Source organism: Polaromonas sp. P2_G11, from assembly GCF_056403595.1.
In genome coordinates this window covers 74,111-97,608 of record NZ_JBFUFE010000002.1, presented here as the reverse complement: position 1 = coordinate 97,608, position 23,498 = coordinate 74,111, and the positions used below count along the sequence as shown (strand labels likewise).

The window sequence follows — 23,498 nt, the reverse complement described above, 5'->3', positions numbered from 1 at the left end:
TCCTCACTTCGCGGCAGAAGCCGCGGAGACGGCAACCGGTGCTGTCACAGGCGCCGCGGATGTCGCGGGCGTTGCTACTGAATTGATAGCTGTTTGCGCAGGACTGGCGCCGGCTACAGCCACACTTGGCTGGTAAATACTGACTTTCTGGCCCGGCGAGAGCACATGCACGCCGGCGCTGACCACCAGCATCCCGGGCTGCAACCCGGAAGCCACCACCACGTCGTTGCCGTCGGCCGTGGCAACCTGAATGAGTTGCGGTTTGACGGTCATGGTGGCCTTGTCAACCACCCATACCGCCGTGGCCTTGCCTTCCTGACGCAGCGCTGTTGTCGGCAGCTTGATGACCGGCGCACCCACCACGCTGCCGGCCTGCGGCACCACATACACCGTGGCACCTAGCGGCGGCGGTTCTTTCGCGTCAACGGAAACCTTGACGGTGTAGGTCCGCGTGACGGGGTCATTGCTGGCCGCCACTTCGCGCACTTTTCCAGTCAGCTCGGCGGTCTGGGACCACACGCGGATACTGACCGGCGAGCCGACCTTGATGGCCGCCACCTTGTCTTCGGGCACAGAGAACACCACATCACGCACACCATCCGCTGCAATCCGCACCACCGGCGCGCCAGCCGTCACGACCTGGCCCGGCTCGGCCTCGATGGCGGTGACAACCCCCGACACGTCCGCGACCAGCGCCGCGTAGTTGGCCTGGTTGCCCTGCACGGCCAGTTGGGACTGGGCTTGCTCCAGTTGCGCCTGCGCTGCCTTCAGGGTGGTTTCGCGGCGCTCCAGTTCGGCGCCGCTGATGAAGTTCTGCTCTTTCAGCTCCCTATAGCGCTTGAAATCGGCGGCAGCAAGGTCGCGGTTGGTGGCGGCGGCGGCGACCTGCGCACGGGCTGCATCGGCCGCGAGCTTGTAATCCTGGGGATCGAGGTTGGCAAGCACTTGCCCGGCCTTGACGCGCTGGCCCAGTTCAGCCTGCCGCTTGATGATCTTCCCCGCAACCCGAAAGCCGAGCCTCGATTCCACCTGGGCGCGGACCTCGCCAGCATATTCGTGGCTCGATGAAAAGGCGTTGGTCCCGACAGTGACCACCTTGACGGCGCGAACCGGCTCTTCTGGCGGGGCGGGTTTGGAACAGGCGGCCAGCAGGACGGCGGCGCCCACCAGGGAGAAAACGGTTTTGTTCATGATCTGATCGGGATGAAACCCGCTTGGATGGCAGGGTAAAAAATGAGCCTGGAAAAGGGTCAGGAAACTGCTACTGACTGACCGGTTAGTAATCTAGGGTAATTGCCAAGGCTTGTCAAGCGACAATCGCCCGCATGACCCAAGGCTCCCAATCGCCAGCCACCCTGACGCCGTCTCTGCAGGGTGTAGCGCACTATGAAAACTTCCCGGTGGCTTCGCTGCTGTGCCCACCGCGCCTGCGTCCGCCCATCGCGGCGATTTACTGGTTTGCCCGCACGGCGGATGACATCGCCGATGAAGGCGATGCCCCACCGGCGGCACGCCTGGCTGACCTGGCGGCCTACCGCGCGGACCTGATGGCCGCCTCTGCAGGCCTTGCACCTTCGCCTCGCTGGGCGCCCGTGTTTGCACAGCTGGCGCCCATGATGGCGGAATTCCAGCTGCCGGTAAATCTGCTGGCTGACTTACTCAGCGCTTTCGAGCAGGACGTCGTCAAGCAGCGTTATGCCGATGAGGCCGAGCTGGCCCATTACTGCAACCGCTCGGCCAATCCCGTGGGCCGGCTGCTGCTGCATCTGTACGGCATCCATGATGCCGCCTCGCTGCAGATGAGCGACTGCATTTGCACCGCCCTGCAACTCATCAATTTCTGGCAAGACCTCAGCGTGGACATTCCGCGCGGGCGCATTTACCTGCCGGCCGATGCCTGGGCCCGCCATGGCGTTGACGAAGCACAACTGCTGGCACTGGAGGCCAACCCCTCTACTATCAATTTGATAGCTGTTTGCGCACGCTCTGCAAGGGCCACGATGCTAAAAGGCTTGCCACTCACGAAAAGAATACCGGGCCGCGGCGGCTGGGAGTTGCGGCTGGTGGTGCAAGGCGGCCTGCGCATCCTTGAGAAAATCGAGGCCCAGGGATTCAATACCCTGCAGCGGCGCCCCAAGCTCGGCCCCTGGGATGTACTGGTGATGGGCTGGCGCGCGCTGTTCATGTAGCCAAGCAGCCGGATCGCATCAGGGACGGACAGACCTGTCAACAAACCCACAGAAAGCCACATGGCAACGCCACCGGTAAAACTGCCGCCCTCGGGCCTCTATCGCGCGCTGGTGTGGGGCTTCTTCCTCTTTTGCTTCAGCTTCGCGCTGATCGGCGGCGTCATCGCAGAGCAGGCGCTGGCCGCCCTCAATTGCCAATTCCATGCAGACCCGCGAGCCGGAACGTGTTCCTTCTTCCAGAACGCGTTGGCCTCAAGGCTCACACCCTTTCTGTCTGCGCAGACTCCGCTGGATTACCCCTTCATCCTGTTGCGCAACTTCTGGTGGCTCATCCTGGCCTGGCTGGTCGCCATCGGCTGGAGCCGCCATGCATACCAAAACCCCAAGGCCATTACTGCCCCGCGTGCGCCTGCCGCCACGGCAGTGCCAATGCAACGAAGGTTGCACCAGTTTTTGCAAGTCAGCTTCTGGATTTTGCTGCTGGGGTTGATCGCGTTTTGCATCGCCTTCGGCACGCCCTTCCTGAGCACGTATGTATCGCGCGAAATACTGCAGGCCCTCGGATGCAATCCGGGCAGCTTCGATCCCCTGGTATCGGCCTGCATGTCCAGGCCTGGTTTCTGGACACCCCGGCTGCAGCCGTTCCTGCTGCCCTTGCTGGGTCAATTAGGCTCCCCGCTCTGGCTCTTCTGGCAATTCGGTGATGTGTTGATCATCTGGGTCGTCCTGATTGCCGTGGTGTTTGCGCTGAAGCTTTACTTCGCCGAACGCACTGCCCCCAAAGCATCCTGATACCCATCCGGCCAACAAGTCCCATGTGACAATTACCGTATGACGCCTGAGCAATATGTCCAGCAAAAAGCCGCCGCATCCGGCAGCAGTTTTTATTACGCCTTCCTGTTCTTACCCAAGGAACGGCGCGCCGCCATCACCGCGTTCTACGCCTTTTGCCGCGAGATCGACGATGTCGTCGACGAAATTACCGACCCCGGCGTAGCGCGCACCAAGCTCGCCTGGTGGCAAGGCGAGGTGCTCAACGCCTATGCCGGCAACCCAACCCATCCAGTGATGAAGGCGCTGATGCCGCTGGCCCTCACCTATCGCATTGAAGCGCGCCACCTGCAGGCTGTCATTGATGGCTGCCAGATGGACCTGGAGCAAAACCGCTACCTGGATTTTCCCGGCCTGCGGCAGTATTGCCACCTGGTGGCCGGCATCGTGGGCGAAGTGGCGGCGCGCATCTTCGGCCAGACCGACGAAGCCACCACCGCCTACGCGCACAAGCTCGGCCTGGCGTTCCAGCTCACCAATATCATCCGGGACGTCGGCGAAGACGCGATGCGCGGGCGCATCTACCTGCCCGTCAACGAGCTGCAGCAATTTGACGTGAAGGCGCATGAGGTCCTCAAGCGCCAGTACTCCGACCGCTTCAGCGCACTGATGAAATTCCAGACCGACCGCGCGCTGGCGCTCTATGACGAGGCACTGGCCATGCTGCCCGAAGCCGACCGCCGCGCCCAGAAGCCCGGCCTCATGATGGCCAGCATCTACCGCACCCTGCTGCGCGAAATCGCCTCCGATGGCTACCAGGTGCTGCACCAGCGCGTCAGTCTCACACCGCTGCGCAAATTCTGGCTGGCGTGGAAGACCCAGGCCTTCGGCAAAATCCAATGAGCCCCCACGCTCCCCACTTCGTGTGGTTCGCTGCCCCCCGCGGGGGCCCTGCGCCTGCGGCCTGGCAAAGCCAGTTCCGCGGCCCCGGCTGGTATGGAACTCACACGATCACCTGCACGCAACCGTGCCCATCATGAGAGTCGCCGTGATCGGCGCCGGCTGGGCCGGATGCGCTGCTGCCGTGGAGGCCACGCGCCTGGGTTACCAGGTCACGTTGTTTGAGACCACCCGCATCGCCGGCGGACGTGCGCGCCGCGTTGGCGGCACGGTGGCAGGCAAGCCGGTCGTGCTCGACAACGGCCAGCACATCCTGATTGGTGCATATGCCGAAACGCTGCGCCTGATGAAGGACCTGGGTGTCGACGCAGAAACTTCCTTGCTGCGAATGCCGCTGACACTGCGGTTTCCGGACGGCAGCGGCCTGAGCCTTCCGCAGCTGCCGGCCCCGCTTGATGCGCTGGCCGGTATCCTCCTGGCACGCGGCTGGTCCTGGGCCGACAAGCTCTCGATGCTCAAGGTCGCCGTTGGCTGGCAGCTCGCGAAATTCAAGTGCGACCCCGGCGTGTCGGTGGCCGACCTGTGCCGCGGCCTGTTACCCGGTGCCATGGCCTCATTGATCGAGCCCCTCTGCGTCTCGGCGCTGAACACGCCAGCAGAGCGCGCCAGCGGCCAGGTTTTCCTGCGCGTGATGCACGACTCGCTGTTCTCGGAAAGCGGCGGCTCCAACCTCTTGCTGCCGCGCGCCGACCTCAGCGCACTGCTGCCCGACGCCGCCCTGCGCTGGCTGGCGGCCCAGGGCAGCACCGTGCGGCTGGGCGCCCGCGTGCAATCCATTGCGCCCCTCGGTTCCAGCTGGGTGGTCAACACCGACATCAGCGCAGCCTTCGACTGCTTGGTGCTGGCCTGCCCGCCCCATGAAGCGGCGCGGCTTGTGGAAAGCAGCGGCCTGCAACCCGGCGACTGGCTGGCGCAGGCGAAAGGCCTTCAACACGAAGCGCTGACCACGGTCTACGCCTGGGCGGCAGGCGTGCGCCTTCAGCAGCCCATGCTGGCCTTACGCGCCGATGCGACCGGACCCGCGCAATTTGTGTTCGACCGCGGGCAACTGGGCGGGCCCACCGGCCTGCTGGCTTTTGTGATCAGCGCCAGCACGGGCGATGGCACGACGCTGGCTGCACAGGTACTGGCGCAGGCGGCACAGCAGCTGGGCCTGGACACCTTGCAGGTGGTGCAAACCATCGTGGAAAAGCGTGCGACTTTTGCCTGCACGCCGGGCCTGCTGCGCCCGGCAATCGAGGTAGCACCAGGTCTTTATGCCTGCGGCGATTACATCGCCGGGCCTTATCCGGCCACGCTGGAGGGAGCCGTGCGCTCGGGGCTGGAAGCGGCGCAGCGCCTGCATTGATCTGCCCCGGCACATCCGCGGCTCGCGGTCATCGCGACCACGTCGCCCGTATTGCTATCAATTAAATAGCTGCTTGCGCACAGCCACAATGGGTTTCAGGCACTTTTCGCCATAAATCTCACCGCGCGGTACGCCGGACGCGCAAGACAGCGCTTGAGCCACTCGTCCACTGCCGGGCATTGCGCCATCAGGCCCGCAGCGCCCTGAATCCACGCCAGCACGGAAGCCACGCAGATATCGGCCGCCGTAAAGCGTTCACCCGCCAGGTAGCTGCGCGACTGCAAATGCTGTTCGAGCACCCGCAGCGGGCCCAGCAGATGCCGCTCGGCGTCCTCGGCCAGCTGGGGCTTGCGGCGCTCTGTCGGCATCATGATGCGGTGCATCAGGAACGCCAGGGCGTCTTTTTCGCACTCGGTCACCACCCAGAAGCTCCAGCGCAGGATGTCTGCCTGCTCCGCGGAACTCTGCGCGGCAAGGCCGGATGCATCAGCGCTTTTGAATCGCTCGGCCAGGTAAAGCACGCAGGCCATGGACTCCCAGACCAGGACCCCATCGTCATCCACCACGGGGATCCGGCCGTTCGGGTTGATGGCAAGAAACTCCGGCGTGCGCGTAGCGCCGCCCACATACGGCAACGCAATGTGCTCATAGGACAAGCCCATTTCCTGTGCCGTCCACAGGGGACGCGCTGCGCGCGAAGCGGCTGTGCCGTAGATTTTGAGTGTCATCGCAAGCGCCTCTTGAAAGTCAACCGTTCACTGCGGGAACAAATCGCACAGCTCTGTCAGCGTGGTCACCGTTTCGTGCGGCACCGCGGGGTGTGCCCACATCTGGTCAGAGCGATTCACCCACACCGTCTGCATGCCGCAATTAAGCGCGCCCAGCACGTCCAGTGTGGCGTCGTCACCCACATGCAATACTTCCTGGGGCAGTACCTCCACGGCCCCAGCTGCCGCATGAAAAATGCGCGGGTCGGGCTTGCCCACACCGAACTGCTGGGCGCTGATGGCCGCCCTGAAATACCGGCCGATGCCGATTCGTTCGACGTCCGCGTTGCCGTTGGAAACCGCCACCAGCGGGTAACGCCCGGACAGGAATTCCAGCGCCAGCACCGCGTCTTCAAACAAGGTGACCCGGTTGCGCTCTTCAAAGAAGACGTTGAACGCAGCCTCCGCCAGCAACGGGTCTTCGCCGGAGCGGTACAGCGCCACCCGTATCGCCTCCCGGCGTATCGCGCTCAGGTTGTATTTGAGCTCCGGGCGCGAGCGTGTGACGTGCTCCCGGATCTCATGGCGCGCCGCCGGGTTGGAAAACAGCGCCGCGGTCATCGGTGCATGCTGGCTGAGCCAGTCGTCCAGTGCTTTCTCGGCCCTTTCAATGGCAGGCCAGATGGGCCACAGGGTGTCATCGAGGTCAAGTGTGATGGCTTTTATGGTGGACAGGTCAAGCATAGGCAGCGTCAATGGGATAGGCGAGAATAACCCATGTCTTTTCGCTCGCGCATCCTCACGCCTTTCAACCCCGAACCCCCCTTCACGCACGGTGCAGCGCCAGCCACGCCCACGGCCTGCGGCACGGCCGTCCTGCTCTGCAACCTGGGTACGCCCGATGAAGCGACGGCACCGGCATTGCGCCGCTACCTCGCGGAGTTTTTAAGCGACCCGCGCGTGGTTGAAATCCCCAGAGCGCTCTGGTGGCTGATCCTGCACGGAATCATCCTGCGCGTGCGGCCCAAAAAGTCTGCGGCCAAATACGCCAGCATCTGGATGAAGGAAGGCTCGCCGCTGCGGGTGTGGACGCAAAAGCAGGCCGTCATGCTGCGCGGTTACCTGGCAGTGCGTGGACTGCCCGTCGAGGTGCGTTACGCCATGCGTTACGGCCATCCATCCATCGCCTCGCAGCTTGATCAGCTCAAGGCCGACGGCGTCACGCGCATCCTCATCCTGCCGGCCTATCCGCAATACAGCGGCACCACCACGGCCAGCGTTTTTGATGCGGTCTACGCCTGGGCGGCGCGCATACGCCGCATCCCCGAGTTCCGCTTTGTCAACCACTACCACGATCATCCCGGCTATATCAGCGCGCTGGCGGCACGCGTGCGCGAACACTGGCGCACCGCCGGCCGCGGCGAGCAGCTGGTCATGAGCTTTCACGGGGTACCCGAGCGCACGCTGAAGCTGGGCGACCCGTATCACTGTGAATGCCATAAAACCGCCCGGCTGCTGGCCACCCAACTGAGCCTGCAGCCTGCGCAGTACAAGGTCACCTTCCAGTCGCGCTTTGGCAAGGCCAAATGGCTTGAGCCGTATACCGAGCCCACACTGGTGGCCCTGGCAAAGGCAGGTGTCGGGCGGGTCGATGTGATTTGCCCCGGTTTTACCGGCGACTGCCTCGAAACGCTGGAGGAAATCAACATGGAAGCCCGCGAAGCTTTCCTGCATGCGGGCGGCAAGGAATTCAGCTACATCCCTTGCCTGAACGACAGCCATGAATGGATTGCGGGGCTTGCCGAGCTGGCGCAGCTGCATCTTTCAGGCTGGCCGGTAGCCGGCGCAGAAGCTGCGGAATTGACCAGCACACGCCAGCGCGCGCGGGCCCTGGGTGCCAACCAATAAGCCATATTCCTTGCGGTGGCTATCAAGCCTTGAGCTTGAGCAGCTGCATCATTAGCTGTGTGGTCTTGGTATCAAAGTCGATAAAGTTGGTGAGGTCAGCCCCGGACAGCCAGGACTGCTCCCAGTAACTTTCCTTGAGCGTTTTTTTCCACAGCTCATAGGCCAGCGACGCCTTGACGCCGTCAACCATCTCCGACTGGCGCGCGGGCGTGACGCCCTGGCCGGTAAAAACTGCCCGCCAGTTCGCCATATCCAGGTCCAGCCCCTGCTCCCGCATGGACCGCACACCGTAGCTTGTCTTCTTGGATGACACACCCACGGCGCGCAGCTTGCCGCTGGCCAGTTCTGCGCTGAAAGTTCCGTATCCGGAAACACCGGCCACCGCCTTGCCGGTCAATACCGCATCCACCAATTCAAAATTGCGGGCAAAGGGCAGATACACCGGGTCTTCAGGGCGGCTACCGGCAGACTTGGCCAGCAGGCCGGCGAACACGTGGTCCACACCCCCAACAGAACCAATCGCCATGGGCGTCAGCCTGGGGCTGGTGCGCAGGCGCTCAGCCAGTTCGTTGACGGTCTTGATGGGCGAGTTGCCGGCGACCACCACCACCAGGTAGTCGCTGGTCAGGCGGGCCACCGGGCGGAGCCGGGTCAGGTCCACGGCTGGTTTTTGCAAAGCCACTGCGCCGACCAGGTTGCTGTCACCCATGAAAAGCGCATTGGGATCGGAGCCGTACTTGCCGGCATACCAGGCCAGCCCTGTGGTGCCGCCGTGCCCCTCCTTGTTTTCGTATTCAATCTCGTCGCTCAGGCCCAGGCCGACCAGGGCATCGCCGAGGGCACGGCCCGCTTCGTCCAGCGTGCTGCGCGAGGCGGCTGGTATGACGATGCGCAATCTGGGCGCAAGCTTGCCCTTCACGGCAGCCTGTGCCCACAAGGGTGCAGGGACAACGCCGGCGGCAGCTGCGCCCAGGCAGGAAAGCCCACCGAGAAAAATACGTCGTCGAACAGTCGGCATGAGATTCTCCAGCGGTGGTGGCATGTATCAGGCAGCAGGCCGGCATGCGCCGGTTTCCCCAACAGTTACAGCACTTTCCATGCCATCCATCAGATGGACGCCGGAGAAAGAAAAGGGGTGACCCACGCGGCCGCCCCTCCCGAAAACCCTGCCGCAGAGCGTCAGGCTTTGAGCTTGAGCAGGTGCACCATGACTCGCGAGGTCGTCAGGTCAAAGTCAATGAAGCTGGTAAAACCGGGTCCCGAGAGCAGCGAAGAATCCCAGTGGTTCTGCTTCAGTGTTTTTTGCCAGGACTCATACCCAGCGGCGGCTTTCACCGCTTCGACCATTTCGGCCTGGCGGGCGGGTGCCACGTTTTGGCCGGTAAACACACCACGCCAGTTGGCCATGTCCACATCGAGCCCCTGCTCGCGAATCGAGGGAATGCCAAAAACCGTGCGCTTGGACGACACGCCAATGGCACGCAATTTTCCGCTGGCGAGTTCATCGCTGAACTCGCTGTAGCCCGATATGCCGGCCACTGCCTTGCCACCCAGCACGGCCTGTACCACCTCGGCACCGCCGGCGAAAGGCAAATACACCAGTTCTTCCGGTTTGCTTTGGGAGGCTCGGGTCAGCACCCCCGCAAACACATGATCCACACCACCGGCCGACCCGCCGGCGATCGGCACGTCTTTGGGGTTGGTGCGCAGCCGGCTGGCAAGATCGGCAACGGTACGGATCGGCGAGCTGGCAGCGACCACCACCACGAGGTAGTCACTGGTCAGGCGGGCTATCGGCTGGATGCGAGTCATGTCGACCGCGGGTTTTTGCAAGGCAACCGCGCCCACCATGACCATACCGCCCATCAACAGGGTGTTGGGATCGTTGCCGTATTTTTCGGCGTAATACGCCAGGCCGATGGTGCCGCCCTTGCCGCCCTTGTTTTCGTATTCGATCTCGTCAGCGGCGCCGACACCCAGCAAGGCCGTACCCAACGCACGGCCGGTCTGGTCCCAGCCCCCGCCGGCGTTGGCCGGTATCACAATGCGCAGTTTCGAAGTTAGTTTGGCGGTCTTGCCTTTTGGAGAAGCGACAGCTGCCGGCGCCTTGGCGGATTGCGCCAATGCGGGGAATGTACTGCCCAACGTGGTCAGGCCCAACCCGGCGAGCCCACCCAATGCGGTGCGTCGTTTGATGTTCAGCATGTCATCTCCTTTTAGTAATAAAACTCAACTTGCAGGTTTTTTCGCCTTCCAGTATTTAGCCATACGCGGAAGCACCAGCACCGCAACCACAATCACGACCAGCGTGATCGACATGGGGCGCTGGAAAAACACGGCGGGGCTGCCTTCGCCGATTGACATGGCATTGCGCAATTGAGCCTCAGCCAGCGGGCCAAGGATCATGCCCACCACCACAGGGGCAGTCGGAAAGTCAAAGCGGCGCATCAGGACACCGAGCAAGCCGATGGCGTACAGCAAAAAGAGGTCGAACGCACTTTGCCGCATGCCGTATGCGCCCACCGTCGCAAAAATCAGGATGCCCGCGTACAGCTGCGGTTTGGGAATTTTCAGCAGTTTGACCCACAGGCCCACCATGGGCAGGTTCAGCACCAGCAGCATCACGTTGCCAATGTAAAGCGAAGCAATCAGTGCCCACACCAGAGCCGCTGACGTGGTGAACAGTTGCGGACCGGGCTGGATGCCGTAGTTCTGGAACGCGCCCAGCAAGATCGCCGTGGTGTTGGAGGTCGGGATGCCCAATGTGAGCAGCGGGATCAGCGCAGCCGTCACCGTCGCATTGTTGGCAGCCTCGGGACCGGCAACACCCTCGATAGCGCCTTTGGTGCCGAACTCCGCACTGTGGGGCTGGTTTTGCGCCAGCTTCTTTTCCATTGCATAGCTCAGGAAAGTCGGGATCTCGGTGCCGCCCGCCGGGATGCACCCGAAGGGCGTGCCGATGGCCGTGCCACGCAACCAGGCGGGGATCGACCGCTTCCAGTCCGCCTTGGTCATATGCACACGGCTGAGCTTGTTCTGCTCTTCCACCATGCGGCCTTCATACAGCGCCGCATAAAGCACTTCGGCAACCGCAAAGAGGCCCACTGCCACCAGCACGATTTCAATGCCGTCCAGCAGTTCCGGGATGCCGCCGGTATAGCGGCCCTGGCCGGAGATCTGGTCGAGTCCCACGCAGCCGGCGGCCAGGCCGACCAGCAGCGCCGCCATGCCGCGCAAGGTGCTTTTGCCCAACACCGCACTCACCGTGGTGAAGGCCAGCAGCATCAAGAGGAAGTATTCCGGCGGACCCAGCTTGACTGCGAACTCGGCCACAAAAGGCGCAAACAGCGTGACGATGACGGTGGCAATCGTGCCTGCCACAAACGAGCCGATAGCAGCCGTGGCCAGTGCCGCGCCCGCGCGCCCGCTCTTGGCCATCTTGTTGCCCTCCATGGCCGTGACCATGCTGGCGGTTTCGCCCGGTGTGTTCAGCAGGATGGACGTGGTTGAGCCGCCGTACATCGCGCCGTAGTAAATGCCTGAGAAAAAAATCATCGAAGCGGTGATGTCGACCTTGGCTGTGATGGGCAGCAGCATGGCCACTGCGACCGCAGGGCCGATGCCGGGGAGCACACCCACCGCTGTACCGAGCGCGCAACCCACCAGGCACCAGAGCAGATTCACCGGCGTGATCGCTGTCGCGAAACCCGCCATCAGGGCATTGAAGATATCCATCAGATCCACCCCGTGCTGGTCAGGCCTGGCAAATTAATCGCCAGGAATTTCGTGAACATCCAGAACACCGGCGCGGAAATCGCGAAGCCCACCGCGAAGTCGGCAAGCCAGGTGCGCGGCGCATTGACCGCGGTCTGGCCGCCCGCACGGCGCAGGCCTTGCACAGCCAGCAGATAGCATAGCGTGCAGCTCAGGATAAAACCAATGGCGGTGATGAGCGCTGCATTGAGCAGCAAGCCTGCCGAGACCCACACGAAACCCGGCCAGTAGGCCTGCACCGAGCCCGAAGGCGGTTCGAGCTCCCGGAAGCCGCCGCTGCGTGCCTCCCAGATGATGAAGGCGCCACAAATGGCGAGGCCCACCGACACCACCCAAGGCAGGAAATTGGGGCCTACACCGCCATAACCTGCCTCGGACGAAATGCTGATCGCACCAAAGGCCAGCGCCAGGCCGGTCAGCAGCACACCGGCCCCGACCAGAGTTTGCGGCCAGACGGCCGAGGGATCTGAAGTTGTCATCGTTATAGTTCCCGAAAGGCGGGGAAGGTTGGGCCAGACATAAGCAGTCTGGGGGCACGCGGGCCTTTCGTCAAATTTTCATCAAATTTGACGGAACCGCGTGCAGCTGATACGCGAAAGCGCGGGTGGCGTAAAAACGCGGAAGATCAGACCATGCCGGACTTGACCATCGTGGCGCGCAGCGCCGCAAAGTCGTCGTCCACAAACTTGGCAAATGCCTCACCCGTCAGGACTGCGGGAGTCCAGTCGTTCTTCTTGACAGCCTCGGCCCAGGCCGGCGCCTTGAGCGCGGCCAGCACCATGTCGGTCAGGGCTTTGCGCTGTGCGTCCGTGATGCCGGGGGCACCGTAGACCCCGCGCCAGTTGCCGATTTCGACGTCAATGCCCTGCTCCTTGAGTGTCGGCACATCCACACCAGGCAGACGCTTGCCCGAGGTCACCGCAATGGCCTTCATCTTGCCGGCCTTGATGTACTCGGCAAATTCGCTGTAGCCGCTGCCGCCCACCGTGACGTTGCCGCCCAGGATGGCTGCCGTGGCTTCACCGCCGCCGCGGAAAGCCACATAGTTGATCTTGGAGGGATCGGCGCCGACCTTCTGCGCGATCATGGCCGCTGCGATGTGCTCGGTGGAGCCGCGCGAACCGCCGCCCCATTTCACACTGCCGGGGTCTTTCTTGAGTTGCTCGACCACGTCTTTCATGGATTTGAATGGCGAGTTGGCGGGCAGCACAAACACGTTGTATTCGCTGGACAGGCGTGCAATCGGGGTAGCTTGCGACAGGCTGACCGGCGGCTTGCCGGTGATCAATCCGCCCAGCATGACGGCACCCATCACCATCAGTGCGTTGGGGTCGCCCTTGGAGCCGTTGACGAACTGGGCCAGGCCCAATGCGCCGGCGGCGCCGCCCTTGTTGTCGTAGGTCACGGTATCGGCGGCCTTGGAGTCCGTCAGGGCTTTGCCCAGGGCACGGCCCGTGGTGTCCCATCCGCCGCCGGGATTGGCGGGAATCATCATCTTGACGTTGGCGGCGGCAAAAGCCGGCAGGGGCAAGGCGCCCGCAGCCGCCATGGCTGCCAGGGATTTAAGAAAGGTATCGCGACGCATGAGTGTCTCCTTGAAAATAGGATTGTGAAATTGTTGAGCTTGCCGGGCTGGCGAAGGCATCCAGCCGATCACGGGCTTATCATGCGCTTCGTTTCTGTCAAACGGCTGTCCGGAAGCATTGGGGAAAGTGCTAATGTCTAGGGCCTGCTAACACCCTGTTTTCAGGCCCTAGCCCATTCTGCCCCCATGAAATTGTTACTGATCGAAGACGATGCGTCGATGCAGGCTGCGCTGCAGCGGACACTGGGCCGCCGCGGCATGGAGGTTTTCAGCTGCACCGACGGGCGCCTGGCGCTGGCGCAATGGACGGACACCCAGCCCGATGTGGTGGTGCTGGACCTCAGCCTTCCCGGGATGGACGGCTTGCAGGTGCTGGAGCAGGCGCGCCTCAAGGGGCTGGCCACACCGGTGCTCATTTTGACCGCACGCGGCACGGTAGGTGACCGCATCATGGGCCTGAACACCGGGGCCGACGACTACCTGCCCAAACCCTTCGACCTGGACGAACTGGAAGCACGTCTGCGCGCCCTGAGCCGCCGGCGCGCGGCAACCGCGCTTCCCGCGGAAAACGATGCCGGCGCACAGATCGTGGGCGAGCTGCGCTATGAAAAAGACAGCGGGGCCATCTACCACCGCGACCAAGTGCTGGAGCTGACCCCCCGTGAACTGGCGCTGTTGCAGGCCCTGATCGCCAAACCCGGCCATGCAGTGTCCAAAGAGCGTTTGTTCGAGCTGGTGTTTCCCGGCGAGGCGGACGTGCAATACGAGGCGGTGGAAGTGGTGGTGTACCGCCTGCGCAAGAAACTGGCGCAAACCGGCGTCACGCTGGTCACGCTGCGCGGCCTGGGCTACTTGTTGAAAGTGGATGCATGAGCTCCCCGCAGCCGCGACAGGACATTCAGGCAGTTCCCCCCGCAGCACCCGAAACCAAACCCGGCGCAGGCGCCATCTCCCTGCGCAGATACCTGCTCATCGGCATTCTTTTGCCGGTGGGCCTGCTGGTAGTGGCCAACACCTTCAGCCTGTACCGGCAGGCATTGGGCGCGGTGAACACGGCGTATGACCGTACGCTGCTGGCGTCTGCCAAATCCATCGGCGAGCAGCTCGATGTAACGGGCTACGACGAGCAATCCGAGCTGCGCGTCACGGTGCCCTATGCGGCGCTGGAAGCTTTTGAGGCTGACAACCAGAGCCGGCTTTTTTACCGGGTCTCCAGCCTCGGCGGCAGCATGGTGTCCGGTTTTTCGGAGTTGCCGTTCTGGCACGGGCGCATTCCGGCACGGCCGCCCTATTCGGCGCTGGTGGATTTTTATGATGATGTCTTCATGGGCGACGATGTGCGGGTCGCGGTTCTGCTGCAGCCCGTGGCCAGTGCAAAAGGCCGCGCCATGGCGGTGATTCAGGTAGCCGAAACCCTGGAACTGCGCAAAACACTGGCCCGCAAAATCCTGTTCGACACACTGTGGCGCCAGGCCCTGCTGCTGGCGGTAATCGCCCTGGTGGCGGTCGTCGTGGTGCAGCGCGCCACCCGGCCCGTACGGCGCCTCAGCGCCGAGCTGCAGGCCCGTCCCGAAGGCGACCTGACGGCGATTACCGCGCCCGATGCACCCCGCGAACTTCTGCCGCTGGTGGATGCCACCAACGAGGTCATGGGCCGGCTGCAGCACCTGCTGGACAACCAGAAGCGCTTTGTGCGCGATGCGGCCCACCAGCTGCGCACGCCGCTGGCCGTGCTCAAGGTACAGGTGCAGTCCGCGCTGCGCGGCGACATGGACGCCCGTGAGGCGCTGGCGGAAATCAACCAGACGGTGGACCGCGCCACCGTCCTGGCCAACCAGATGCTGGCGCTGGCCAAGGTGGAGCAATTGCGCCAGCAGGCTGACCTGCAGGCCATCGACCTGGCGCAGATGGTGCGCTCTGTGGCGCTGGACCTCTCGCCCCTGATTGCCGAGAAAGACATCGATTTCGAGATAGAAACCGTGCCGGCGCGCGTCACATCGCATGAATGGATGCTGGGCGAACTCACGCGCAACCTGCTGCACAACGCCATCAAGCACACGCCGGCCGGCGGCACGCTGGCGGTGCGCATCGTGTGCGACGCCCGCGTTGTCGCCATGACCATCAGCGACAGCGGGCCGGGGGTGTCGGCGGAGTTGTCGGCGCGGCTCTATCAGCCCTTTTCCGCAGGCAACGTGCGCCACGGCTCCGGCCTGGGCCTGGCCATTTGCCGCGAGATCACCGAAACCATGCATGGCAGCATTTCGCTGGAAAACCGCGTCGTGCACGGCCGTGTGACGGGCCTGGACGCCACGGTACGCCTGCCCACGACGTGAGAACCAATCCAAACGCGGCGCCCTCCTACACGGCGCCACATGCCTTGGTACAGAATAGGCCCCAATGGACAAATTGCGAATCGACAAGTGGCTGTGGGCCGCCCGCTTCTACAAGACCCGCGCCCTGGCCGTGGAAGAAATTGACAAGGGCCGTGTACGCATCAACGGCATCGAAGCCAAGCCCGCGCGTGAAGTCAAATCCGGCGACACCGTGACACTGCGACAGGGCCCCTACACCCGTACCCTGATGGTGCGCGGCATCAGCAAGCTGCGAGGCGCAGCCCCGGTAGCCCAGCAGCTCTACGAAGAAACCGAAGAAAGCCTGCGCCTCAAAGCCGAGGCCGCCGAGCAGCGCCGGGTGGCAGCCGATCCGGCCGGCAGCCTGGAGCATGGGCGCCCCACCAAACGCGACCGCCGCACGCTCGACAAGGCCTGGGACAACCGCTGGAGCGCGTCAGCCGATTGAGAGACTGGGAAGCCGCCCCGTTTTCGCTATCATTTTTGTAGCTACTCGCGCCCATTCCCATTGGGTCAGAGGCCTATTTTATTCAAGAATTGGCTGTTTTGAGCCATGCAGGATGGTGATGAACGCTCAGGCATACGCTCGCTGCGCCAGCGCCCGCGCCAGCAGGGCCGCCGGGTCCACCAGCTCAAGTGAATCCATGCCAGGCACCGCGCTGAGTGCCAGCGGAATCTCGGTGCAACCCAGAACCAGCACTGAAAGGCCGTGCCGCCCGGCAAGCGCGCTGGCCACGCCCGCAAAACACTCACGCGCCAAAGCCATGTTGCCGGCTTTCACGCCCTCATAGATGCCGCGCATCAGGCGCTCACGCTCTTCAACGGAAGGAATGTGGCATTGCAAACCCGCCTGCCGCAGGGCCTGGTCGTAGAGCCCTGCCCGGTAGGTGCCCTCGGTCGCCAGAAGACCCACTTCGCGTACACCGCGGCCCGCCAGATTTTGGGCCACCTCACGCGCCACGTGCAGCACTTCAAGCTGGGGAAAGCGCTCCTGCAACTCGGCGTGCCACGCATGGGCCGTGTTGCACGCTACCGCGACGGTGGTGGCACCTAATGCGGCGAGTTTCCCCATTGCTTGCAACATGGGATCCAGGGGCTGATGGCCGCCCGGCCCCGGTAAACCCAGCGCGTTGCTGCGGTCCGGCACCGGCACCTGCGCCAGCCAGTGCTCGGGAAAGGCCTGGTCAGACACCGGAATGTCCAGCGAGCGCATATGGTCCGCGCAGGCCTGGACAAACAATCGAGCAAAGTCTGCACCTGCAGCCGGACCCATGCCGCCCAGAATGCCGACCACGCGGGTTCTGCTCATATCTTGCCTTTCAATGCTGTTCAAGTTGCAAATCCTGTCCGGCAGGCGCACACCGGCCACCTGAGCCCACGAGGCTCCGGGATCATTTTTCTTTAGGGGGAAAACTGCCGGCCCGAACGGGCACGGCAGTAGAACGGGAGCGGCGCGACGGCGCTCCCGTCAGCCTTACATGGCCGGCTTGTCGCTCAGCGCCTTGAGGTTGGCCTTCAGCTCTTCGCTCATTGGCAGGTTCAGGTTCACGCCCTTTGGCGGGATGGGTGAGGTGAACCACTTGGCGTACATCTTGGTAAAGTCGCCGGACTTGATCAGGCGGATGATCGTGCCGTCCACCAGCTTCTTGAACTCAGGGTCGTCCTTGCGCAGCATGCAGGCATAGGGCTCCACCTGCAGCGAATCACCCACGACTTCCAGCGACGCCGGATTCTTGGAGTTGGCCATCAGGCCGAACAGCAGGATGTCGTCCATGGCAAAAGCCAGGGCACGGTCATTCTCAACCAGCAGCAACGAATCATCGTGGTCTTTGCCCAGGATGAGCTGCATGTCGAGCTTTTTATCGGCGCTGTACTTGCGGATCACCTGCGCGTTGGTGGTGCCTGTCGTGCTGGCCACCGTCTTTTTGGCCAGGTCGGCGTAGTTCTTGATGCCGGATGATTTTTTGACCAGCAGGCGGGTGCCGGTGTAGAAGTGGTTGATGGCAAATGCCACATCCTTGCCGCGCGCGGTGTTGTTGGTGGTAGAGCCGCACTCGAGGTCGTAGGTGCCGTTGACCAGCAAGGGGATGCGATTTTGCGAAGTCACGGGCATGTAGGCGACTTCGAGATTCGGCTTTTTCACCTTCTTGCGAATGTCGTCAATGATGGCTTCTGTCAGTTCTGCCGAAAAACCCACCGAGGTTTTGGACCCGATCAGGTAGCTGAAAGGCACCGAAGCTTCGCGATACGACACGGTGATCTTGTTGCTGTCGGCGATCTTTTTCAGCGTCGGCACCGTTTGCGCGCCGGCGGTGGTGGCCAGGCCGGCTGTCAGCAGCACGGCGGTCATGAGGATGGTGAATTTCATGCTTGTCCTTTCGGGGGGCGGTGGGTTGGTAGTTTCGGGAAACTGGCATCGGTAGTGTAGGAACAGCCGTGCGATATGTGTCATTCATTTTCGCGGCAAACCCATGACCAAAACTCATGGTTTACCCAGAATCTCTTCTGCCACCTTCGCAGAAGGGCATAACCACACGTCATAACCCTCGCGCATTCAGCATTGTTCAAACTTGTACCCACTGCGTAAAGTGGCGCTCTTTCAGGGAACAAAGAGGCTTCTATGCATGTGTGTGTGCTCGGTGCAGGAATCGTGGGACTCGCAACCGCCTACAGCTTGCGGCGGGCCGGTCATGAGGTGACAGTGGTGGACCGCGCCAGCCCCGGCAGCGGCGCCAGCGGCGGCAACGGCGCACAACTGAGCTACTCCTACGTGCAGCCGCTGGCAGATCCCGCCATCTGGCGGCAGCTTCCCAAGCTGCTGCTGTCGCCCTCCTCCCCGTTGAAGCTGCGGCCTCGCCTGGATGTGCGCCAGTGGTTGTGGGGTGCGCAGTTTCTGGCGGCCTGCAACAGCAAGACCTCACGCAACACCACCAGCCATTTGCTGTCGCTGGCGGCGCTCAGCCGCCAGTCTTTTGACGCGATGATGGCCGAAGAAAAACTGGATTGCGATTTCTCGGCCACGGGCAAGCTGGTGCTGTACGCCAGCGATGCAGCGTTCGCTGCAGCGCGCCGGCAGATGTTGCTGCAACGTGAACTGGGCAGTACCCAGGAGGCCGTCAGCGCCGACCGCTGCGTGGAGATCGAGCCCGCGCTGAAAAACCGACACGGGCACATCGCCGGCGCCATCTACACACCGGGCGAGTGTGCTGCCGACTGCCAGAAAACCTGCGACGGCCTGTTCAACGTGCTGCGCCGCGAGGGTGTGCGCTTCCTGCTGGACACACCCGTGGAGCAGCTCGTGGTGCGCGGCGGCCTGGTTGCAGCTGTCGCGACGCCGCAAGGCCATCTCGAAGCCGACCGCTATGTGATGGCGATGGGTGCCGGGTCTGCGCGCATGGCGCGCACCCTGGGTGTGCACCTTCCCGTCTACCCGTTGAAGGGTTACAGCGTTACGGTGGACGTCGCACCTGGCGATGGCGCAGCACCGCAGGTGAGCGTGACCGACAGCGCTCGCAAGGTGGTGTTCGCCCGCATCGGTTCGCGCCTGCGCGTGGCAGGCATGGCCGAGCTTTCGGGTTACGACACCGCCGTCGACCCGGCACAGATTGCTTCGCTGAAAGCGTCGACCCAAACGGTTTTTCCAGGTTGCAGCAACTTCGAAACCCTGAGCCCCTGGGCCGGCATGCGCCCCGCCACGCCCACCGGCCTGCCGGTCATTGGCACACACGCGAAAGGCCCGGCCAACCTGTTGTTCAACACCGGCCATGGTGCGCTGGGCTTCACCCTGGCGTTCGGCTCTGCGCAACGCATCAGCCGCATGCTGGAGCACTGACCTTCAGGCTTTGCGCAGCGCGGGCGCTGAAGCGCGCTGCGTCAGGGCTTGCTGGAAGCATTTCACAAAAGACCGCACGATGACCGAGCCAGGTTTGCCTGCAGGCAACAGCGCATTGATGGGCACCGGGATCAAGGGTTCCAGTTCCAGCAGGTCCACACGCGTCAGGTCGGCGGACGCCGCTGTGCACGTGTCAATCACCGCAATGCCCAGCCCGTGGTGGGCCAGCGCCAGCGCCGAATGGTAGGTCTGCACGGTGATATGGAATTCGAGACCCACCCCTGCCTCGCGGCAGGCCTGGTTGAGGCTGCGGCCCACCGGGTCCATCACATCAAGCCCGACGACCGGTACTTTGGTGAGATCCTCAAGCGTGACACTGCCACGCTTGACGAGGCGCGCAGGCAGCATGCCCTTGGGTGCAACGCACACCATGCGGCCGTCGGCCAGGTGTTCCTGTGCCAGCGCCGAATGCGCTGCCGGGCTGAAAAGAAAACCGACATCCCCCTCCTGCAGCGCCAGTGCCGAGATAATTTGCGGCGAATGTAACGCCCGCACGGTAATCGCCACATCGGCATGCTTGACCCGAAAGAGCTTGATCGCGTGGGGCAGGATTTCGTAGCTGAGTGCCAGCACCGTCAGGATGCGGAGTTCCCTGGCGCTTTCGCCGGTTTTCAAGTTGGCCGCCAGGCGCTGCACTTCATCGAGCTGGGCAAACAGCCGCTCGATGTGCGGGTACAGCGTCAACGCTTCAGAGGTCGGCGTCAGCCGGCCCTTGCTGCGCTGGAAGAGGGCAAAACCCAGCTGCAACTCGGCATGCTGCAGGATGCGGCTGACGGCGGGCTGGGTGACATTGATCAGGCGGGCCGCTCCGCTGACGCTGCCGGTGAGCATGACCGCGTTGAAGACTTCGATGTGGCGCAGGCGCATGGGTGGTTCCGTGGTGCGTGTTCAGGCGGGGTGGTGCAGGCTCAGCACAGCAATTATCGTGCGCAGCATGTGCGGGTGATCCAGTCACGGAAAACGCCCATGGCCCCCGTCACGCGCCGGGATTTGAGCCGGGTCAGCCAGTAACTGCCGTTTTCAATTTCCAGCGGAAACGGCCTTGCCAGGCGCCCTTCCTGCAACTCCCGCACAAACAGGTTCACAGGGAGCAAGGCAACGCCGGCGCCCTGCGCGGCAGCTTCCGCCATGGTCAGGGACGAATCAAACACCGCCCCCCTGACCACCGGGCAGTCCACACCGGCCAGGGCAAACCAGCTCACCCATTCATCGGACCGGTAAGAGCGCAGCAGCACCTCACCGGCCAGATCGCCAGGCTCATGAAGGCGCGACGCTGTTGCAGGTGAGCAGACGGGTGACAGCGGCGAGGGAAAAAGCAGGTCGGCTTCGGTGCCGTGCCATGCGCCGTCGCCAAAGCGTATGGCGTAGTCCAGGCCCTCGCCGGCCAGATCCACGCGGTTGTTGTTGGTGAACAACCTGAAGTCAACAAAAGGGTGTGCTTGCTGGAACGCCGCCAGGCGCGGGATCAGCCAGCCCACGGCAAAAGTGCCGACAGCCCCGACGCTCAGCACTTCCCGAAAACGGCCATCACGGAATTGCTCCAGCAACGCGCCGATGCGGCCGAACGATTCCGATAGCGCGGGCAACAGCGCCTGGCCTTCATCGGTCAGGGCAAGGCCGCGCGGAAGCCGCCGGAACAGTGGGACACCCATGCGCTCTTCCAGGTTCTTGACGTGCTGGCTGATCGCGGTTTGCGTGACGTTCAGCTCGTCGGCGGCCCGTGTAAAGCTCAGGTGGCGCGCGGACACCTCAAAGGCGCGCAAGGCGTTCAAAGGAAGATGCATCTGTTCAAGCCCAAGATTTACTTATGAGTTGCCTCGATTATTGCCGTTTGCCGGAATTGCAGCCCTTCAATATCGTTACCGCTTTCATACCAACCCGAGAGTAAAAATGATGCAGAGACGACAATTTACCGGCGCACTGGGAAGCTTCATGGCGGCAAGCATGGCTTCAGTTCATGCCCAGAATTTATGGGGCATGAGCGGCACAACGCAAACCGCTGATTCCAGTTCAGTCGCCGCGCAGCTCAAAGCCCTTGAACGGGAAAGCGGCGGCCGGCTGGGCGTTGCCATCCTCAACACCGGTACCGGCGTACAGCATGGGCACCGCGCGGCGGAACGCTTCCCCATGTGCAGCACCTTCAAGCTGCTGGCCGCTGCGCTGGTGCTGCACCGGGTAGACACCGGAAAGGAACGGCTGGACCGCCTGCTGCCTGTTGACGGCGCGGCACTGGTTTCCCATTCACCGGTCACCGGGCCAAGAGCCGGTGGCAGCATGTCGCTCGCGGAGTTGTGCGAAGCCACTATCACCGTCAGCGACAACACGGCCGCCAACCTGATGCTGGCCAGCTTCGGCGGGCCCAAGGGCCTGACCGACTACGCGCGCGCGCTCGGTGACCGCATGACACGACTGGATCGCATTGAAACCGCGCTGAATGAAGCCACGCCCGGCGATCCACGCGACACCACTACGCCTGCCGCCATGCTGGGCACCGTGCAAAAAATCGTGCTGGGCAATGCGCTGTCAGACACCTCGCGCCAGCAGATGCGCCAGTGGCTGATCGCCAGCAAGACATCCGACCGGCGATTGCGCGCCCTGCTGCCGCGGGACTGCCTGGTTGGCGACAAGACGGGTACAGGCGCCCATGGCACCACCAACGACATCGGCGTTTTGTGGCCTGCGGGATGCGCGCCTGTGGTGATCACGGTGTATTTGACCAAGAGCCCAAAGCCCTTGGAGGAACGCGAGGCCATCGTGGCAAAGGCCGGTCAATTGGCGGCTTCTTTGGCCACGCCGGTTTGAGAACACGAGACAACAAAGTTGGCCGCCTCCGGGCGGCTTTTTGGTTTGCGGGGAAACACATTCTCAAACGACAAAGCTGTCACCAAGGTAAAGAGGTCGGGCACGAGAGCCTGCAATCTATTGCCGGGATTTGGCGCTTAACGAAAACGTTGATTTCCAACGAATTTTCTATTGGAATTGATGAAATTATTGAAAACAAAATACCGTACCAACTAGAGACTGGTTACAACAATTGCGGCTCAATGTAATACTAAAGATCGATAATCAGGGAGATTCCTAGAAGAGTTCACATACAACATGAAAATAAACCCGCAGGTGGTGGTCGATGGACTCATCGACCACATCACCGCCGCAGTTCTCATTGCCCCTGAAGTTGAAAAATTACTTCAGCGAGAGAACAAGGACCGGTTCAACCGGGCTGGCTATCAACTTCTTGGAGCACTTCCCGATGGCCCCACGAAGCTCGACTTCTTCTGCGAAATAACACTTCAGGCAGAGAAGCAACGCAGCTCCTTCCTTGTGAAGATCCTCGGCCAGGCGGGTTATGAAGACTCGCGCTGGAGAATCACCCAGATCTATGACGTTGAGGTGGATCCACTGGACCGCGGGGATACAGGATTTTCGAGCGTGATCTGAAACGGGCTGCGTGGACACCATTCGCCACAGGAGCGGCAATGGAGATCGCAGGCCGCAAGAGCGCAAGTAGATGATCAACCAGCTCTCCGCGTATCGTCCATCCATTTTTCGGGAAAGAAAAATGGCACCCCGACAATTATTAAATCAGGCGCTTTTTAATACGAAAACAGAAACGTCACCGTTGTCGTTGAGCAAAAGGTTTTTCTCAAACAAACGGGCATCCAGATGCTTGTATCTAATGCCTTCACTGTCTACCGCCTCTAGCGCCATCGTCAAGACCGAGCCTTCAACAGAATAATTGAAAGGCCACTCGCCCATGTCAGCCCGCCTTGAATGGAAATAAGTGCCAGTTCCATCCGCATTGAGTTTGATCACGACCTCCATGAATCCTTTGACACTTTTCCGATCAATCCACTCGCCATAAATTTCAGCTGCTGAATTAACTTCGCTGGTGCTTGGCCAAAGCTCTCTCAATTCCTCCTGGCTCGGCGCTTTAACTAACTTGTTTGCGGCGTCTACGGTTTTTGACAAGATCGATGACATGGTTTTCTCCTAAGGTAATAAACGGGTACGGA

General features: G+C 62.4%; 24 protein-coding genes. 11 read left to right on the top strand and 13 right to left on the bottom strand.

Going from position 1 to position 23,498, the window contains the following annotated elements; translation table 11 throughout:
- Positions 1-3: 3 nt before the first annotated feature.
- Complete coding sequence (locus tag AC1DWQ_RS07115; protein ID WP_477669026.1) at positions 4-1,191, bottom strand: efflux RND transporter periplasmic adaptor subunit; 1,188 nt, start codon at positions 1,189-1,191, stop codon at positions 4-6.
- Between the two features lie 134 nt (positions 1,192-1,325).
- Here AC1DWQ_RS07115 and hpnC point away from each other — a divergent pair, with 134 nt between their 5' ends.
- The 4 genes from hpnC (at position 1,326) to hpnE (ending at position 5,268) form a co-directional block, all read left to right on the top strand.
- Complete coding sequence (gene hpnC / locus AC1DWQ_RS07110) at positions 1,326-2,189, top strand: squalene synthase HpnC (protein WP_477669025.1); 864 nt, start codon at positions 1,326-1,328, stop codon at positions 2,187-2,189.
- Positions 2,190-2,249: 60 nt separating this feature from the next.
- Complete coding sequence (locus AC1DWQ_RS07105) at positions 2,250-2,981, top strand: hypothetical protein (RefSeq protein ID WP_477669024.1); 732 nt, start codon at positions 2,250-2,252, stop codon at positions 2,979-2,981.
- Positions 2,982-3,020: 39 nt separating this feature from the next.
- Positions 3,021-3,863 carry a presqualene diphosphate synthase HpnD gene (hpnD, locus tag AC1DWQ_RS07100; RefSeq protein WP_477669023.1) on the top strand — a complete coding sequence of 281 codons (843 nt, stop codon included), beginning with the start codon at positions 3,021-3,023 and terminating at the stop codon, positions 3,861-3,863.
- Between the two features lie 133 nt (positions 3,864-3,996).
- Positions 3,997-5,268, top strand: a complete 1,272-nt coding sequence (hpnE, locus tag AC1DWQ_RS07095) for a hydroxysqualene dehydroxylase HpnE (protein ID WP_477669022.1) — start codon at positions 3,997-3,999, stop codon at positions 5,266-5,268.
- A gap of 95 nt (positions 5,269-5,363) precedes the next feature.
- Here the strand turns inward: hpnE and AC1DWQ_RS07090 are convergent, their stop codons facing one another.
- Positions 5,364-5,996, bottom strand: coding sequence for a glutathione S-transferase family protein (locus AC1DWQ_RS07090; protein ID WP_477669021.1), 633 nt, complete (start codon positions 5,994-5,996; stop codon positions 5,364-5,366).
- A gap of 27 nt (positions 5,997-6,023) precedes the next feature.
- Positions 6,024-6,719, bottom strand: coding sequence for an HAD family hydrolase (locus AC1DWQ_RS07085; protein ID WP_477669020.1), 696 nt, complete (start codon positions 6,717-6,719; stop codon positions 6,024-6,026).
- A gap of 33 nt (positions 6,720-6,752) precedes the next feature.
- Here AC1DWQ_RS07085 and hemH point away from each other — a divergent pair, with 33 nt between their 5' ends.
- Positions 6,753-7,883 (top strand): ferrochelatase, encoded by a 1,131-nt coding sequence (gene hemH, locus AC1DWQ_RS07080; RefSeq protein ID WP_477669019.1) that lies wholly within the window; start codon positions 6,753-6,755, stop codon positions 7,881-7,883.
- Between the two features lie 22 nt (positions 7,884-7,905).
- Here the strand turns inward: hemH and AC1DWQ_RS07075 are convergent, their stop codons facing one another.
- The 5 genes from AC1DWQ_RS07075 to AC1DWQ_RS07055 all read right to left on the bottom strand — a co-directional run bounded on the left by AC1DWQ_RS07075 (position 7,906) and on the right by AC1DWQ_RS07055 (position 13,242).
- Positions 7,906-8,901, bottom strand: a complete 996-nt coding sequence (locus AC1DWQ_RS07075; protein ID WP_477669018.1) for a tripartite tricarboxylate transporter substrate-binding protein — start codon at positions 8,899-8,901, stop codon at positions 7,906-7,908.
- Positions 8,902-9,062: 161 nt separating this feature from the next.
- Positions 9,063-10,088: a Bug family tripartite tricarboxylate transporter substrate binding protein gene (locus AC1DWQ_RS07070; RefSeq protein WP_477669017.1), complete on the bottom strand. Its 1,026-nt coding sequence runs from the start codon at positions 10,086-10,088 to the stop codon at positions 9,063-9,065.
- Between the two features lie 24 nt (positions 10,089-10,112).
- Positions 10,113-11,618 carry a tripartite tricarboxylate transporter permease gene (locus AC1DWQ_RS07065; protein WP_477669016.1) on the bottom strand — a complete coding sequence of 502 codons (1,506 nt, stop codon included), beginning with the start codon at positions 11,616-11,618 and terminating at the stop codon, positions 10,113-10,115.
- Positions 11,618-12,136 (bottom strand): tripartite tricarboxylate transporter TctB family protein, encoded by a 519-nt coding sequence (locus tag AC1DWQ_RS07060; protein ID WP_477669015.1) that lies wholly within the window; start codon positions 12,134-12,136, stop codon positions 11,618-11,620. Before AC1DWQ_RS07060 ends, AC1DWQ_RS07065 begins: the two co-directional genes overlap by 1 nt.
- A 146-nt stretch (positions 12,137-12,282) precedes the next feature.
- Positions 12,283-13,242 (bottom strand): Bug family tripartite tricarboxylate transporter substrate binding protein, encoded by a 960-nt coding sequence (locus tag AC1DWQ_RS07055; RefSeq protein WP_477669014.1) that lies wholly within the window; start codon positions 13,240-13,242, stop codon positions 12,283-12,285.
- 186 nt (positions 13,243-13,428) lie between these two features.
- Here AC1DWQ_RS07055 and AC1DWQ_RS07050 point away from each other — a divergent pair, with 186 nt between their 5' ends.
- The 3 genes from AC1DWQ_RS07050 (at position 13,429) to AC1DWQ_RS07040 (ending at position 16,041) form a co-directional block, all read left to right on the top strand.
- A complete protein-coding gene (locus AC1DWQ_RS07050; RefSeq protein ID WP_477669013.1) occupies positions 13,429-14,115 on the top strand; it encodes a response regulator in 687 nt (228 codons plus the stop codon).
- The gene (locus AC1DWQ_RS07045) at positions 14,112-15,575 is read left to right on the top strand and encodes a sensor histidine kinase (RefSeq protein ID WP_477669012.1); all 1,464 of its coding nucleotides are present in this window, start codon (positions 14,112-14,114) and stop codon (positions 15,573-15,575) included. The genes AC1DWQ_RS07050 and AC1DWQ_RS07045 overlap by 4 nt, the downstream gene beginning before the upstream one ends.
- A 64-nt stretch (positions 15,576-15,639) precedes the next feature.
- Entirely contained in the window at positions 15,640-16,041 is a 402-nt protein-coding gene (locus AC1DWQ_RS07040) for an RNA-binding S4 domain-containing protein (protein ID WP_477669011.1), read from the top strand.
- A gap of 126 nt (positions 16,042-16,167) precedes the next feature.
- Here AC1DWQ_RS07040 and AC1DWQ_RS07035 read toward each other — a convergent pair whose 3' ends face one another.
- Together AC1DWQ_RS07035 and AC1DWQ_RS07030 are read right to left on the bottom strand one after the other, a co-directional pair.
- A complete protein-coding gene (locus tag AC1DWQ_RS07035) occupies positions 16,168-16,902 on the bottom strand; it encodes an aspartate/glutamate racemase family protein (RefSeq protein WP_477669010.1) in 735 nt (244 codons plus the stop codon).
- Between the two features lie 165 nt (positions 16,903-17,067).
- The gene (locus AC1DWQ_RS07030; protein WP_477669009.1) at positions 17,068-17,961 is read right to left on the bottom strand and encodes a transporter substrate-binding domain-containing protein; all 894 of its coding nucleotides are present in this window, start codon (positions 17,959-17,961) and stop codon (positions 17,068-17,070) included.
- Positions 17,962-18,213: 252 nt separating this feature from the next.
- On the opposite strand from AC1DWQ_RS07030, the gene AC1DWQ_RS07025 reads away from it, so the two are divergent.
- Positions 18,214-19,425 carry a D-amino acid dehydrogenase gene (locus tag AC1DWQ_RS07025; RefSeq protein WP_477669008.1) on the top strand — a complete coding sequence of 404 codons (1,212 nt, stop codon included), beginning with the start codon at positions 18,214-18,216 and terminating at the stop codon, positions 19,423-19,425.
- Positions 19,426-19,428: 3 nt separating this feature from the next.
- Here AC1DWQ_RS07025 and AC1DWQ_RS07020 read toward each other — a convergent pair whose 3' ends face one another.
- Together AC1DWQ_RS07020 and AC1DWQ_RS07015 are read right to left on the bottom strand one after the other, a co-directional pair.
- Positions 19,429-20,352 (bottom strand): LysR family transcriptional regulator, encoded by a 924-nt coding sequence (locus AC1DWQ_RS07020; protein WP_477669007.1) that lies wholly within the window; start codon positions 20,350-20,352, stop codon positions 19,429-19,431.
- 53 nt (positions 20,353-20,405) lie between these two features.
- Positions 20,406-21,269 (bottom strand): LysR substrate-binding domain-containing protein, encoded by an 864-nt coding sequence (locus AC1DWQ_RS07015; RefSeq protein WP_477669006.1) that lies wholly within the window; start codon positions 21,267-21,269, stop codon positions 20,406-20,408.
- 109 nt (positions 21,270-21,378) lie between these two features.
- On the opposite strand from AC1DWQ_RS07015, the gene bla reads away from it, so the two are divergent.
- Positions 21,379-22,287, top strand: a complete 909-nt coding sequence (gene bla, locus AC1DWQ_RS07010; protein ID WP_477669005.1) for a class A beta-lactamase — start codon at positions 21,379-21,381, stop codon at positions 22,285-22,287.
- Between the two features lie 297 nt (positions 22,288-22,584).
- Entirely contained in the window at positions 22,585-22,923 is a 339-nt protein-coding gene (locus AC1DWQ_RS07005) for a hypothetical protein (RefSeq protein ID WP_477669004.1), read from the top strand.
- A 144-nt stretch (positions 22,924-23,067) separates the two neighbouring features.
- Here the strand turns inward: AC1DWQ_RS07005 and AC1DWQ_RS07000 are convergent, their stop codons facing one another.
- Positions 23,068-23,466: a hypothetical protein gene (locus AC1DWQ_RS07000; protein ID WP_477669003.1), complete on the bottom strand. Its 399-nt coding sequence runs from the start codon at positions 23,464-23,466 to the stop codon at positions 23,068-23,070.
- Between the last annotated feature and the right edge of the window lie 32 nt (positions 23,467-23,498).

What these genes read in the sequence shown, in the direction of transcription:
- AC1DWQ_RS07075 (WP_477669018.1), bottom strand. Translation starts at nt 8,901, where the DNA reads ATGCCGACTGTTCGACGACGTATTTTTCTCGGTGGGCTTTCCTGCCTG.
- AC1DWQ_RS07085 (WP_477669020.1), bottom strand. Translation starts at nt 6,719, where the DNA reads ATGCTTGACCTGTCCACCATAAAAGCCATCACACTTGACCTCGATGAC.
- AC1DWQ_RS07045 (WP_477669012.1), top strand. Translation starts at nt 14,112, where the DNA reads ATGAGCTCCCCGCAGCCGCGACAGGACATTCAGGCAGTTCCCCCCGCA.
- AC1DWQ_RS07115 (WP_477669026.1), bottom strand. Translation starts at nt 1,191, where the DNA reads ATGAACAAAACCGTTTTCTCCCTGGTGGGCGCCGCCGTCCTGCTGGCC.
- AC1DWQ_RS07040 (WP_477669011.1), top strand. Translation starts at nt 15,640, where the DNA reads ATGGACAAATTGCGAATCGACAAGTGGCTGTGGGCCGCCCGCTTCTAC.
- AC1DWQ_RS07105 (WP_477669024.1), top strand. Translation starts at nt 2,250, where the DNA reads ATGGCAACGCCACCGGTAAAACTGCCGCCCTCGGGCCTCTATCGCGCG.
- AC1DWQ_RS07000 (WP_477669003.1), bottom strand. Translation starts at nt 23,466, where the DNA reads ATGTCATCGATCTTGTCAAAAACCGTAGACGCCGCAAACAAGTTAGTT.
- AC1DWQ_RS07005 (WP_477669004.1), top strand. Translation starts at nt 22,585, where the DNA reads ATGAAAATAAACCCGCAGGTGGTGGTCGATGGACTCATCGACCACATC.
- AC1DWQ_RS07090 (WP_477669021.1), bottom strand. Translation starts at nt 5,996, where the DNA reads ATGACACTCAAAATCTACGGCACAGCCGCTTCGCGCGCAGCGCGTCCC.
- hpnD (WP_477669023.1), top strand. Translation starts at nt 3,021, where the DNA reads ATGACGCCTGAGCAATATGTCCAGCAAAAAGCCGCCGCATCCGGCAGC.
- AC1DWQ_RS07055 (WP_477669014.1), bottom strand. Translation starts at nt 13,242, where the DNA reads ATGCGTCGCGATACCTTTCTTAAATCCCTGGCAGCCATGGCGGCTGCG.
- AC1DWQ_RS07035 (WP_477669010.1), bottom strand. Translation starts at nt 16,902, where the DNA reads ATGAGCAGAACCCGCGTGGTCGGCATTCTGGGCGGCATGGGTCCGGCT.
- bla (WP_477669005.1), top strand. Translation starts at nt 21,379, where the DNA reads ATGCAGAGACGACAATTTACCGGCGCACTGGGAAGCTTCATGGCGGCA.
- AC1DWQ_RS07030 (WP_477669009.1), bottom strand. Translation starts at nt 17,961, where the DNA reads ATGAAATTCACCATCCTCATGACCGCCGTGCTGCTGACAGCCGGCCTG.
- AC1DWQ_RS07060 (WP_477669015.1), bottom strand. Translation starts at nt 12,136, where the DNA reads ATGACAACTTCAGATCCCTCGGCCGTCTGGCCGCAAACTCTGGTCGGG.
- AC1DWQ_RS07015 (WP_477669006.1), bottom strand. Translation starts at nt 21,269, where the DNA reads ATGCATCTTCCTTTGAACGCCTTGCGCGCCTTTGAGGTGTCCGCGCGC.
- AC1DWQ_RS07065 (WP_477669016.1), bottom strand. Translation starts at nt 11,618, where the DNA reads ATGGATATCTTCAATGCCCTGATGGCGGGTTTCGCGACAGCGATCACG.
- hpnC (WP_477669025.1), top strand. Translation starts at nt 1,326, where the DNA reads ATGACCCAAGGCTCCCAATCGCCAGCCACCCTGACGCCGTCTCTGCAG.
- AC1DWQ_RS07070 (WP_477669017.1), bottom strand. Translation starts at nt 10,088, where the DNA reads ATGCTGAACATCAAACGACGCACCGCATTGGGTGGGCTCGCCGGGTTG.
- hemH (WP_477669019.1), top strand. Translation starts at nt 6,753, where the DNA reads ATGTCTTTTCGCTCGCGCATCCTCACGCCTTTCAACCCCGAACCCCCC.
- AC1DWQ_RS07025 (WP_477669008.1), top strand. Translation starts at nt 18,214, where the DNA reads ATGCATGTGTGTGTGCTCGGTGCAGGAATCGTGGGACTCGCAACCGCC.
- hpnE (WP_477669022.1), top strand. Translation starts at nt 3,997, where the DNA reads ATGAGAGTCGCCGTGATCGGCGCCGGCTGGGCCGGATGCGCTGCTGCC.
- AC1DWQ_RS07020 (WP_477669007.1), bottom strand. Translation starts at nt 20,352, where the DNA reads ATGCGCCTGCGCCACATCGAAGTCTTCAACGCGGTCATGCTCACCGGC.
- AC1DWQ_RS07050 (WP_477669013.1), top strand. Translation starts at nt 13,429, where the DNA reads ATGAAATTGTTACTGATCGAAGACGATGCGTCGATGCAGGCTGCGCTG.